Origin of the sequence: Streptomyces paludis (genome assembly GCF_003344965.1) — a bacterium.
In the GTDB taxonomy this organism is placed as follows: Bacteria; Actinomycetota; Actinomycetes; order Streptomycetales; family Streptomycetaceae; genus Streptomyces; species Streptomyces paludis.
Genome location: NZ_CP031194.1, coordinates 1,382,126 through 1,393,501, shown reverse-complemented (window position 1 = coordinate 1,393,501; position 11,376 = coordinate 1,382,126). Strand labels below are relative to the sequence as shown.

Here is an 11,376-nt window from a genome sequence, read left to right as displayed (position 1 = left end):
CGCGCCTGACCGCGGGCGGCACAGGACGCGGCACAGGACGCGGCGGAGACGACGCCCATGGAACAGCTGAGACCGGCCGATCCGGTCTTCGTCGGCGGCCACCGGCTGCTGCGCCGGCTCGGCGCGGGCGGCATGGGCCGGGTCTGTCCGGCGCGTGGAACACTGCACGCCGTGCTTCCTCGGCCCGTATCAGGAGGTGGGCGGGTGAGCGGGCGAGCCCGGGCGGGGTGAGGGGCCGCGGCGGGCGCTCCTCCGGGGCCAATATGACCGGTTACGGCGGCGCTACCACCGCTTCGGCGGCAGGCGCACGCCCCGCCACAGTGTGTCCACCGCCGTCTCCGCGCTCTCCGTACGGTCCTCCGGTACGGCCCAGATGTGCGCCGTACCCCCGCCGCCGGGCTCCAGCGGTGCCCACCCCGGGTCGCCCGTCGACGCGAAGGCGGTCCACGCGCGGACCATCCGCCGGGAGAGCGCCCGGTCCGTGTCGTCGACCGGGCCGCCGGTCAGGAATGCGGCGCTCTCGGCATCGGGACCGCCGAAGGCGAACGGCACATCGGCGGTGTGCCACGCCCGGACGAGGGTCCCGTCCGCCCGCGTACGGCGGCGGTCGAACCGGGAGAGATACGCGCGCCCGCCCGCGTCGGCGTGGGCCCGGGCCAGCCGGGTGCTGTGGGTGGTGAAGAGCGCCGCGCCCGCCAGCGCGAGATACACGTCCAGGATCGGCGCGCCCGGCATGAGGGCGCCGTGCCCGGCGGCCAGTCCCGGCGGGAGGCCGTAGTCCTCGGCGAAGCGGGCGAGCCCCTCCGCCGTGGTGACCGGCGGCATCCCGCCGGTCTCGTGCATCAGCCAGTGCTCCTCCGTGGTGTGGCACACCAGTAGGTCGACCGCGCTCCCGCTCGCCGGACCGGCGGCCGGCGCGGTGAGCGGATCCACCGGGAGCACCGTCCCGTCGACCACGGGAGCGTAGAGGTGCGGGTCGTAGTGGAGCGCTCCCGCGCCGGGATCGGCCCGATACCCGGCGACCACCCGGTCCGACGCCGCCACCAGTGCCTCCGGCGACGCCGACAGCAGCCCCTCCGCCGTGGCCGGGACCCCCGCCTCCCGGGCCACCCGGCCGGCCAGCCCGGCGGCGAGTTCCCGCGTGAAGCACGCGTCGGGCACGCTGTGCGCGATGGCGCGGCGGAACAGTCCGGCCGCCCCCGCCATGGCCATCAGGGCGACGGCGGACCCCGCCCCCGCCGACTGCCCGGCCACCGTGACGTTCGCCGGATCACCGCCGAACGCCGCGATGTTCTCCCGTACCCAGCGCAGCGCGGCGATCTGGTCGAGCAGCCCGCGGTTGGCCGGAAAGCCCGGGACCTGGCCGAACCCCTCGAAACCCAGCCGGTAGTTGCAGCTCACGACCACCAGCCCGGCCCGGGCCAGGGCCGCGCCGTCGTAGTCGGGCTGCGCCGACGAGCCGTAGGCGTAGCCGCCGCCGTGGATCCAGAACAGCACGGGCAGCGGGCGCGCGGCCCCGGTCAACGGGTCCGCCGGGGACCAGACGTTGAGGCTGAGGACGTCCTCCCGCCCCGGCTCCCACACCGGCGCCCCGGGCAGCTCCGCAGACTGCGGCGCGACCGGCCCGTACCGTACGCACTCCCGCACCCCGCCCCAGCCCGCCACCGGACCGGGCTCCCGGAAGCGCCGCGCGCCGAACGGCGGTGCCGCGTAAGGGATTCCCAGGAACACCGCCGTCCCGCCGCCGGCCGTCCCCCGCACTACACCGCTCCGTGTCCGCACGGTCGCCCCACTCATGGACACCCCCCGAACGGAGGCTTTCACGCCCCTTCACGCGCGGCAATCGAATAGCGGGCGACCGGCCGGGTATGCCTCGCACTTGTCGACGCACGGGTCGGCAGGCCGAGTTGAGCGGGCGCGCCGAGGCGCGTCAGGGCGCTCCAGGGGGACAGGGTGCAGAAGGTGTACGGAGAATCAGGCGGTACGGCACGCGGTACGGCGAGGAACGGCCGGAACAGCCCGAACGGCCGGAGCGGCCGGAACGACAGAGCCGCCCGGAACAGGACACGGAGTTCCGCGCAGAAGGGCCATCCGTACGGGAGAACCCCGAGCGGCGGATGGGCGGACACCCTCTGGGACCTGTCCAAGTCCGGCACGCGCACGGCGGCCGTGACCCGGCTGCTGCGCCGGCTGCCCGGCCTCACCCCGGACGCCGCCTACCGCTTCGGCCTCGTCGAACGGCCGCACTACGCCTACGGGGTGCGCCGGGCCACCGAGTCCGCCGCCCGGCTCGGCCTGCCGGGTGTGACCCTCGTGGAGTTCGGGGTCGCGGGCGGCAACGGACTGCTCGCGCTGGTGGAGCACGCCCGCTACTACGCCCGGGCCACCGGCGTCGAGGTCAGGGTCGTCGGCTTCGACGCGAGCGACGGGCTGCCGCCCGGCAAGGACGTACGGGATCTGCCGTACCTCTTCGGCGCGGGCTTCTACACGATGGACCGGGCCAGGCTGCTCGCCCGGCTCGGAGGCATGGCGGAGGTGGTGATCGGCGACGTGGCCGAAACCGTACCGGGCTATCTGGAGACGAACGCCGACACACTCCGTACGCACCCCGTCGGATTCGTCTCGTTCGACCTGGACTACTACTCGTCCACCATGTCCGCGCTGAACCTCTTCCGGGGCGGTGACCACAGCCGGCTGCTGCCCCGGGTGACCTGCTACCTGGACGATCTGCCGGGCACGATCGAGCAGATCGGCGAGGCGGCGGCGATGGCCGAGTTCAACGCGGAGCACGACGACCGGGCCATCAGCCGTGTTCTCGGGCTGCGTCCCTTCATCCCGTTCGACCCGCCCTGGGCGGACCAGATCTATGTGCACCACCACTTCGGCCACCCCGACTACGCGACCCTGGAGGTCGGCGCGACCGGCGACCAGCTCCCCCTGGCCGACTGAGCCGCAGGTCCCGACGGGCAGGTCAGTAGTAGCCCTTGTCGCCGTCCAGCAGCTCCCGTACGGCGTCCATATGACCGGCGTGCCGGGCGGTCTCCTCGACCATGTGGATCAGCATCCACCGCAGACTCGCCTGCGCGGACCGGAAGTCCGGGTGGCGGCCCACGGTCTCCAGCGGGTGGGCCGCGATGATCTCGTTGGACAGGGCGCACTGCTGGTCGTACTCGGCGAGCAGCCGCTCCAGCGGCACGCCCTCGACCCGCATGTCGGCGTCCTCGTGCTCCTCGTCGAACTGCGGGCCGGTGGCCGGGCGCCCCAGGAAGAGCACCTCGAACCAGGTCTGCTCGGTCCAGCGCAGATGCGAGACGATGCCGGCCATCGTCATCAGGGGGGAGCCGGGGAGCACGGAGCGGTGGGCGTCCTCCTCCGAGAGCCCCTCGCACTTCCACTGGACGATCGCGCGCTGGGTGTCGAGCCAGCCGACGAGCTGGGTCCGCTCGTCGGCGTCGAAGGGCGGGCGTACACGGGGAATCGGCATGGCCGAGGACGCTACCGGCGCCGTACGCCCTCCCGCACGCGAGTTTCCGGGCGGGCAAGGGGGGAACCGGCCAAACCCGGGTGCGAACGGAATTGATGCGTGCATGCCTCCATGCTTCGATGGCGGGAGAAGTCCACCCGCGCTCCTTCTCGTCGCGAAAGGCCGACAGGAGATGTCGGGTACTGGCTGTTGGGTGTATCCATGACAATTACCTGGGCCGATGTCGTCTCGGCGGAGCCCCGCTTCGCCGAGGCCGTTCAGCGGCGATTCGAGATGTATCCGCACCACGTCCTCGCCACCCTTCGCAAGGACGGCTCCCCCCGGGTGACGGGACTCGAAGTCACCTTCCTGTTCGGGGAGTTGTGGCTCGGGATGATGCCCAATTCCCTTAAGGCGCGCGATCTCCGGCGAGATCCGCGTTTCGCCGTACAGGCGAATCCCGGGGCCGGGGACGCGATGGCGGACGGGGACGTCCGGGTCGGCGGCCGGGCGCGGGAGGTCACCGACCGCCGGGTGCGCGCCCGCTTCATCTCCGAGATCCGGCCCCCGCTGCCGTTCCAGCTCTTCCGGGTGGATGTCGGCGAGATCGTACAGACCGAGATCGAGGGCGATGACCTGGTACTGCGCTCCTGGCGGCCGGACCGGCCGCTGCGCACGATACGGCGCGGCACGGGCGACGCGCCGCCGCGTGTGACGGAAGCGCGGGCGGCGGGCTGAGCGGTCCGGCGGGCCGTCCGCGGGCTCCCGGGGTGTGCGCCGGGGGCCTCGCCCGGGGCATCGGGGGCCCGCTCCGACGGGTCTCCCGATCTTGTGGCGTGTGCCACTCGATCTCGCCGCGAGGGCGTGCTAGGCTGACTGCGTTGCAGTTTTGGTACCCATGAACTTTATGTGCGCCTGACGGGAATGTTCCTCAGGCGCATTATTGTTTTTGCCGGCTTCTCCGGATGGGGCTCAATGCGGCGACGAGGAATTCGTAAAGTGCGAATTTCCGGCTCTGCACCTGTTTTAGGAGAATGACATGGCCAGCGGCACCGTGAAGTGGTTCAACTCGGAAAAGGGCTTCGGCTTCATCGAGCAGGAGGGTGGCGGCCCCGACGTCTTCGCCCACTACTCCAACATCGCCACCCAGGGCTTCCGTGAGCTCCAGGAGGGCCAGAAGGTCACGTTCGACGTCACGCAGGGCCAGAAGGGCCCGCAGGCGGAGAACATCGTCCCGGCCTAGTCCCCGGACGTGTACCTCGCAGCCGGGGCCCGCACCGTGCAGGTGCGGGCCCCGGCTCGCGCTGTTCTCCGGCCGCAGTTCTCAGGCCCAGGAAGGCTTTTCTCCGAATGACTCGATCCGAACGGCAGGACCGCGCTGCCCGCCCCGCCGGCAGGCGCCCGGCGAACTCCCGCGCCAAGGGACCCGCGAAGGGCACGGCCAAACCGTCGCCCCGCCGCGCTCCCGCGCGTCCGCAGGAATTCACCCTGCCGGAGACCCTCACCCCCGCGCTGCCCGCCGTCGAGTCGTTCGACGAGCTGGACATGCCCGCCGGTCTGCTCAAGACCCTCACCGCGCAGGGGGTGACCGACCCGTTCCCGATCCAGGGCGCCACCCTGCCCAACTCGCTCGCGGGCCGCGACATCCTCGGCCGTGGCCGGACCGGCTCCGGCAAGACCCTCGCCTTCGGCCTGGCGCTGCTGGCCCGTATCGCCGGCCGCCGCGCCGAGCCGCGCGCCCCGCTCGCGCTGGTGCTCGTTCCCACGCGTGAGCTGGCGCAGCAGGTCACCGACGCGCTCACGCCGTACGCGACCGCCGTCAACCTCAAGCTGACCACGGTGGTCGGCGGGCTCTCGATCACCAAGCAGGCGAACGCGCTCCGGCGCGGCGCCGAGGTGCTCGTCGCGACCCCCGGCCGGCTGAAGGACCTCATCGAGCGGGGCGACTGCCGGCTCGACGAGGTGTCCATCACCGTGCTCGACGAGGCCGACCAGATGGCCGACATGGGCTTTATGCCGCAGGTCACGGCGTTGCTGGAGCAGGTCGAGCCGGACGGGCAGCGGATGCTCTTCTCGGCGACGCTGGACAAGAACATCGACCGGCTCGTACGCCAGTACCTGACGGACCCCGTCGTGCACTCCGTGGACCCCTCGCAGGGCGCGGTCACCACGATGGAACACCATGTGCTGTACGTCCTCGACGAGACGGACAAGAAGGAAGTCACGACGCGGATCGCCGCGCGCGACGGCCGGGTGCTGCTCTTCCTGGACACCAAGCGCTCGGTCGACCGGCTGGTCAAGCGGCTGCTGGCGAGCGGTGTACGGGCCTCCGGGCTGCACGGCGGACGCTCGCAGCCGCAGCGCAACCGGACGCTTGAGCAGTTCAAGACCGGTCTGGTCACCTGCCTCGTCGCCACGAACGTCGCGGCCCGCGGCATTCACGTCGACGATCTCGACCTGGTCGTCAACGTCGACCCGCCCGTCGACCACAAGGACTATCTGCACCGCGGCGGGCGCACCGCCCGCGCGGGGGAGTCCGGCAGTGTCGTGACGCTGGTCCTGCCCGAGCAGCGGCGGGAGATGACGCGGCTGATGGCCGACGCGGGGATCGACCCCCGGTCGGCGCGCGTCAAGTCGACGGACGAGGAACTGACGCAGATCACCGGCGCGCGGGAGCCCTCCGGGGTCGCCGTCACCATCGAGGTGCCGCAGCCGCCCGTCCAGCAGAAGCAGCAGAAGCCCCGTGCGTCGCGTCCCTCCGGCCGCCGGGGCACCGGCTCCGGTGCGGGCTCGGGCTCGGGTTCGGGTGGCGCCGGTACGGGCGGCGGCGGTGGCGCCGGCCGTGGCAGCCGGGGGCGGCGCGGCGGCGCGGGCCGCGGCTCGCAGGGCGGCGGTCAGGGCGGTGGCCAGGGCGGTCGTCGTACGGCCGCGTAACCCTGTCGTACGAACGTGTCGAAGCCCCGCGGCGGTTGCCGCGGGGCTTCGTGCTGTCCGGGGCGCGGACGTGTGTGTCCGGGACAAGGACGTGCGTGACCGGGGCGCGGACGGGATGCGACGGGTATGCGGACGGCACGCGACCGGCTCGGGACCGGTGGTTAACTTCGGGGAAATTCGGGGGCGTTGGGATTGACGTGTCCACGTCTACGCGCGTCATCATGGACCCATGCGAATTCCCCCACGAATTGCCGCCCTCGGCGGCCTCGCCGCACTCGTCTCGACTCTCCTCGTCGGTGGAGTCACCGCTTCCGCGACCGCCGCCCCCACCGCGGTCACCGCCGTCGGCAGCATCTGCTACTCGAAGCTGCCGGCCCAGGCGTACACGACCCTCCGGCTCATCGCGGCCGGCGGACCGTTCCCGTACGCGCAGGACGGTGGTGTCTTCCAGAACCGGGAGGGCATCCTGCCGAGCCAGTCGAGCAGCTACTACCACGAGTACACCGTGGTCACCCCCGGCTCCTCGACCCGTGGCGCGCGCCGCATCGTGACCGGTCAGAAGTCCAAGGAGGACTACTACACCGCCGATCACTACGCGTCGTTCTCGCTCGTCAACCACAACTGCTGAGCCCCACCCACCGGCTCACCGGGAAGGTAGCCTCCGTCCCATGACGGTGACGTATGTGATCGACGGGGCGGAGGTCACCGGGCTCGACCGCTTCTGGCCGGTGATCGGCGCGGCCGTGAACGGGCCCGGCGGGTACTTCGGGAGCAATCTCGACGCGCTCGCGGACTGTCTGAGCGGCGGTTACGGCACGCCGGACGACGGTGACTTCGTCATCGAGTGGCGCCGGCACGAGCTGTCGCGCCGGGCGCTCGGACACGAGGAGACCGTGCGCACGCTCCAGCGGCGGCTGGAGCGTGCGCACCTCAGCAACCGGCCGGCTCTGCGGGAGCGGCTCGCCGCGGCGCGGGCGGGGCGCGGGCCCACCGTCTTCGACGAACTGGTGCAGGTCATCGAGGAGTCGGCGCCCGGGGTGCTCCGGCTCGACTGAGGCTCCGTCACGGCTGGGTCTTGGGCTTGCAGTCGGCCGGGGTCAGCGGGGTCTCGGCAGCGTACGTTCCAGCCGCCGGCGCTCCGGGCCCTCCGGTACGTGACGGACGGCGTCGACCGCCGTCCGGCGCGCCGAGCCCTCCGGGTCCTCGTCCGTCAGCAGCCGGGCCAGCGCGTCCAGGGCGCGCGGATCGTGCCGTACCGCCAGACCGTGCGCGGCCGTCGCCGCCGTGTCCGGGTCCGGGTCGTTGAGCCGGGCCGCCAGCGCCTCGCGGATCTCGTACGTGTCCACCGCCATCCCGGCCAGCGCGATCACCGCCCGGTCCCGGACCGGGCCGTCCGCGTCCCGGCTGAGCAGCACACCGGCGCGGACCGCGCGGCCCACGTACTCCGGGAGGTTCCGGGATTCGAGGTGGCCCGCGGGCGTGGAGCGGTGCGGGCCGGCCGGCGGTACGAGCGCGGGCAGCGCGAGCGCGACCCGGCGGCGTACCCGCGCGTCCGGATGGCCGGTGTGGCGCAGCACCTCCGGCAGCGCGGCCGGATCGCCGTGCCGGCCCAGACCGTCCAGCACCGCGCGGACCAGCTCCGGCTCCGCGGCCTCCCGGGACAGCGCCCGCAGCAGGGGCACCGCGCGGGCGGTGAAGCCCGAACCCGCCGCCGAACCGTCGCCGGCTGTTCCTTCCGTTCCCCCCTCTGTACCCAGCCGGGCCAGCACCTCCGCGCCGAACGTCTGCCGCTCGGGCTCGTCGCCCGCGCACCACTCCGCGGCCTTCCGGAACGTCTCCTCGTCGCCGCGGCGGGCCAGCGCCCCGACCGCCTCGATCCAGTCGTCCCGGCGGGGATTCCCGCAGCGCAGGGCCCGTGCCGCCAGCTCCTCGTACGGGGTGCGCAGGCCCAACTCGGCTTCGAGCAGCGTCGCTACGGCCGCGTGCCCGGTCTGCTGCTCCTGCCCGGCGACCGGTTCACCGTCGCGCAGCAGCTCGACGACGACGGTCACCGAACCGTCCTCGTACCGGTCTCCGGCCCGGGCCCGGGCCCCGGCTTCGGCTCCGTATCCGTACCTGTCGCCGTACTCGTCCCCGTTCCCGTCTGCGCCGGTCCTGTCGATGCGGCGCACCATCGTCTCGTACCCGTCGCCGAACCCGGCCAGCAGTGAACTCCGCAGCTCCGCCGCCACATCGAGCCCCATCCAGCGCCGCGCCTCCGCGAGCGCCGCGTGCCGGCCGGTGGCGCCGTACCGCAGCAGCACCCGTACGGTCGCGGTCGAGCCGCGCCGGGACGCCAGCAGCAGCGGGGGTTCGCCGCCCGGGCCCGGCAGGTCGGGGTCGGCGCCGTACTCCAGCAGCGCCTCCGCCGTGTCGGCGAAGCCCTGGCGGACCGCCCAGACCATCGCCGTCAGCTCGAAGGACTCCCGGCGGTCGGGCCGGGCTCCGGCGGCGAGCAGCGCCCGGACGACCTCGGTGTGGCCGCCGCAGGCCGCCGCGCAGAGCGGCAGATCGCCGCCCGCCGGGCCGTCGGCGGGGCCGCTCGGCCGGTCCGGGTCGGCGCCGGCGGTGAGCAGCAGCCGTACCAGCCCCGGTTCATCACTGACCGAGGCCAGATAGAGAGCGGTCTGGCCGTCCGCGTCGGTCGCCTCGGCGGGCACACCGGCCCGGAGCAGCCGTACGACGGCATCGTCCGCGCCCTCGTAGACCGCTTCGAACAGTTTCCGTGTGCCGTCCCGGGCGCCCGCTGTCGGGTCTTTCGTCATGCTTCGACCTTACGTTCGGTCACGGGCGGCGTCGCTCACGTATCGCAGTCCAGAACCGTGCCGCAGAGCCCGCACCGCGCGCGGATCCGGCCGCGGACCGGGATCCGGATCCGCTGGAAGCAGGTGGGACAGGGGAAGGAGACACGCGGTCCGTCGGACAGCCGCTCGAAGGTATAGGGGGAGGAGGGGGAGGGGGCTGCGGAGGGGGGCTCGGGCGGGGTTGCGAGCGCGAGGCCGCGGTCCTTGGCGTACCGGCGGCGGCCCGACCAGCCGGCGGTGGTCAGCGGTGGCCGCCGCTCGTCCTGGAGCGCCAGCTCCCGTCCCTTCGTATACGACGTGTAGCCCTGCGGGCTGGTGAACCAGATCCTCGGATCCTCGTCGAACACGAGCGCGCGCTTGGCCAGGACGTAGCCGAACTCCTCCGGTGTCAGATAGCCGAGCTTCTGGCTGGAGTCGCGGTCCTCGCGGTACGCGTCGAGCAGCAGCCAGCCCGCGCCCAGGTAGGTGGTGGCCGTGTCGGTCAGGATCTCGTTGTCGCGGGTGCCGGGGAAGGTGAGCCCGAGCCGGTGCAGCAGAACATGGGTGATCTCATGGGCGAGTGCGGCGCCGATGTCCCTGCGGTGGGTGCGGAAGCGGTTGTTGAGTTCGATGAAGTACTCGGGGCCCGCGGTCAGTTCGACGTTCGCTGCGTGTGTCATCTCCCGGAAACTCACGATCACGCGCGCGTCCGGCAGCCGGAGCTGCTGGACGAGGGCGCGGGCCACGCGCTGGGTGCCGAGATGGAGATCGTCCAGATCGGAGAAGGCGACCTCGGCGGGGGCCACGGCGGGGGCGTACGAGCGGATCCCGTCGGCCGAGAGGCGGCGGTAGAGCGCGGTGATCGCGGCGCGCGCGGTTTCCAGATGCGGATAGCCGTGCGCGATGCCGTCGGCGCCGTTCGTCACGTCCGTACCCCTGTCACGTCCGTACCCCTGTCACGTCCGTACCCCTGTCACGTCCGTACCCCTGTCACGTCCGTACCCCTCCGGGCGGGCGACCGCTCCGGTCCCCGCGCTCACTGTACGGCGGGGTACGGGGCGAAGGCCCGTCTGATGGCCGTCTCGGGCGCCGTCCCGGGCGTCTTTCGATGGGCGTCCGATGAGCGGACGGTGGCTTTTCTGTGACCCCGCTGTGTGGCTGGATGACGGCTCTTGTGGCACGGCTGATCCGATCCGCATAATCCGGATCACGCTTTCTTGTCGGGCCCATGTCAGATCCGGCGGTGACGCAACGCGCGTTGACCGGGCTTATGGCGTGAGCCCCTCTTTTGGCGTGAACCCCCCTCAACCCCCCATACCCCCACATCCCTGAAAGGCAGTCCTTTGAGCATCCTGGGTGCCATCAAGAGACTGGCGGCCGTCGGCGCCGTCGTCCTCGCCGCCGTCAGCCTCCAGCCCACCACCACCGCCTCCGCGGCCCCCGCCCCCGTTGTCGGCGGCACCCGCGCCGCGCAGGGTGAATTCCCCTTCATGGTCCGGCTGTCGATGGGCTGTGGCGGCTCGCTGTACTCCTCCACGGTCGTCCTGACGGCCGCGCACTGTGTGGGCGCGACCGGCAACAACACCAGCATCACCGCCACCGCCGGCGTCGTGGACCTCCAGAGCAGCAGCGCCGTCACTTCCCGGTCCACCAAGATCTACCGGGCACCCGGCTACAACGGGTACGGCAAGGACTGGGCGCTGATCAAGCTCGCCACGCCGATCAACCTGCCCACCCTGAACATCGCCACCACCACCGCGTACAACACCGGCACCTTCACCGTCGCCGGCTGGGGCGCGGCCGTCGAGGGCGGCGCCCAGCAGCGCTACCTCCTCAAGGCGTCCGTCCCGTACGTCTCGGACGCCACCTGCAACTCGGCGTCCTGGTACAACGGCGCGGTGATCACCACCGACGAGATATGCGCGGGCTACGCGGCGGGCGGCACGGACACCTGCCAGGGCGACTCGGGCGGCCCGATGTTCCGTACGGACAACTCGGGCAACTTCATCCAGGTCGGCATCGTGAGCTGGGGCGACGGCTGCGCCCAGCCGCGCTCGCCGGGCGTCTACACCAAGGTCTCGACCTTCGCGTCGGCGATCGCGGCGGCCGCGGCCACGTTGTAGCGGCGCGGCGGCTGCTCGACCGGGGCTGTTTGCC

12 protein-coding genes are annotated in these 11,376 nt (G+C 72.4%); 8 read left to right on the top strand and 4 right to left on the bottom strand.

Features of this window, described 5'->3' with window-relative positions; all coding sequences use genetic code 11:
- Positions 1 to 57 precede the first annotated feature (57 nt).
- Positions 58 to 231: a hypothetical protein gene (locus DVK44_RS36260; protein WP_162793675.1), complete on the top strand. Its 174-nt coding sequence runs from the start codon at positions 58 to 60 to the stop codon at positions 229 to 231.
- A 51-nt stretch (positions 232 to 282) separates the two neighbouring features.
- Here the strand turns inward: DVK44_RS36260 and DVK44_RS06045 are convergent, their stop codons facing one another.
- Entirely contained in the window at positions 283 to 1,797 is a 1,515-nt protein-coding gene (locus DVK44_RS06045) for a carboxylesterase/lipase family protein (protein WP_114658692.1), read from the bottom strand.
- 165 nt (positions 1,798 to 1,962) lie between these two features.
- Here DVK44_RS06045 and DVK44_RS06040 point away from each other — a divergent pair, with 165 nt between their 5' ends.
- Positions 1,963 to 2,949, top strand: a complete 987-nt coding sequence (locus DVK44_RS06040) for a hypothetical protein (RefSeq protein WP_228447007.1) — start codon at positions 1,963 to 1,965, stop codon at positions 2,947 to 2,949.
- 22 nt (positions 2,950 to 2,971) lie between these two features.
- Here the strand turns inward: DVK44_RS06040 and DVK44_RS06035 are convergent, their stop codons facing one another.
- Complete coding sequence (locus DVK44_RS06035) at positions 2,972 to 3,484, bottom strand: DinB family protein (RefSeq protein ID WP_114658691.1); 513 nt, start codon at positions 3,482 to 3,484, stop codon at positions 2,972 to 2,974.
- Between the two features lie 201 nt (positions 3,485 to 3,685).
- On the opposite strand from DVK44_RS06035, the gene DVK44_RS06030 reads away from it, so the two are divergent.
- From DVK44_RS06030 to DVK44_RS06010, 5 genes are all read left to right on the top strand, one after another.
- Complete coding sequence (locus tag DVK44_RS06030) at positions 3,686 to 4,201, top strand: pyridoxamine 5'-phosphate oxidase family protein (RefSeq protein ID WP_114658690.1); 516 nt, start codon at positions 3,686 to 3,688, stop codon at positions 4,199 to 4,201.
- Positions 4,202 to 4,502: 301 nt separating this feature from the next.
- Entirely contained in the window at positions 4,503 to 4,706 is a 204-nt protein-coding gene (locus tag DVK44_RS06025) for a cold-shock protein (RefSeq protein ID WP_114658689.1), read from the top strand.
- 107 nt (positions 4,707 to 4,813) lie between these two features.
- Positions 4,814 to 6,397, top strand: a complete 1,584-nt coding sequence (locus tag DVK44_RS06020; RefSeq protein ID WP_114658688.1) for a DEAD/DEAH box helicase — start codon at positions 4,814 to 4,816, stop codon at positions 6,395 to 6,397.
- Between the two features lie 229 nt (positions 6,398 to 6,626).
- A complete protein-coding gene (locus DVK44_RS06015) occupies positions 6,627 to 7,025 on the top strand; it encodes a ribonuclease domain-containing protein (RefSeq protein ID WP_114658687.1) in 399 nt (132 codons plus the stop codon).
- Positions 7,026 to 7,065: 40 nt separating this feature from the next.
- Entirely contained in the window at positions 7,066 to 7,452 is a 387-nt protein-coding gene (locus tag DVK44_RS06010) for a barstar family protein (RefSeq protein ID WP_114658686.1), read from the top strand.
- Between the two features lie 42 nt (positions 7,453 to 7,494).
- On the opposite strand, the gene DVK44_RS06005 is transcribed toward DVK44_RS06010, so the two are convergent.
- Positions 7,495 to 9,201, bottom strand: coding sequence for an ankyrin repeat domain-containing protein (locus tag DVK44_RS06005; protein ID WP_114658685.1), 1,707 nt, complete (start codon positions 9,199 to 9,201; stop codon positions 7,495 to 7,497).
- A 35-nt stretch (positions 9,202 to 9,236) separates the two neighbouring features.
- Complete coding sequence (locus tag DVK44_RS06000; protein WP_114658684.1) at positions 9,237 to 10,145, bottom strand: hypothetical protein; 909 nt, start codon at positions 10,143 to 10,145, stop codon at positions 9,237 to 9,239.
- A gap of 417 nt (positions 10,146 to 10,562) precedes the next feature.
- On the opposite strand from DVK44_RS06000, the gene DVK44_RS05995 reads away from it, so the two are divergent.
- Complete coding sequence (locus DVK44_RS05995) at positions 10,563 to 11,342, top strand: serine protease (protein WP_114658683.1); 780 nt, start codon at positions 10,563 to 10,565, stop codon at positions 11,340 to 11,342.
- Positions 11,343 to 11,376 lie beyond the last annotated feature (34 nt).

Excerpts from the sequence above, each read along its gene's own strand:
- DVK44_RS36260 (WP_162793675.1), top strand. The coding sequence starts at position 58 with ATGGAACAGCTGAGACCGGCCGATCCGGTCTTCGTCGGCGGCCACCGG.
- DVK44_RS06045 (WP_114658692.1), bottom strand. The coding sequence starts at position 1,797 with ATGAGTGGGGCGACCGTGCGGACACGGAGCGGTGTAGTGCGGGGGACG.
- DVK44_RS06035 (WP_114658691.1), bottom strand. The coding sequence starts at position 3,484 with ATGCCGATTCCCCGTGTACGCCCGCCCTTCGACGCCGACGAGCGGACC.
- DVK44_RS06030 (WP_114658690.1), top strand. The coding sequence starts at position 3,686 with ATGACAATTACCTGGGCCGATGTCGTCTCGGCGGAGCCCCGCTTCGCC.
- DVK44_RS06025 (WP_114658689.1), top strand. The coding sequence starts at position 4,503 with ATGGCCAGCGGCACCGTGAAGTGGTTCAACTCGGAAAAGGGCTTCGGC.
- DVK44_RS06020 (WP_114658688.1), top strand. The coding sequence starts at position 4,814 with ATGACTCGATCCGAACGGCAGGACCGCGCTGCCCGCCCCGCCGGCAGG.
- DVK44_RS06015 (WP_114658687.1), top strand. The coding sequence starts at position 6,627 with ATGCGAATTCCCCCACGAATTGCCGCCCTCGGCGGCCTCGCCGCACTC.
- DVK44_RS06010 (WP_114658686.1), top strand. The coding sequence starts at position 7,066 with ATGACGGTGACGTATGTGATCGACGGGGCGGAGGTCACCGGGCTCGAC.
- DVK44_RS06005 (WP_114658685.1), bottom strand. The coding sequence starts at position 9,201 with ATGACGAAAGACCCGACAGCGGGCGCCCGGGACGGCACACGGAAACTG.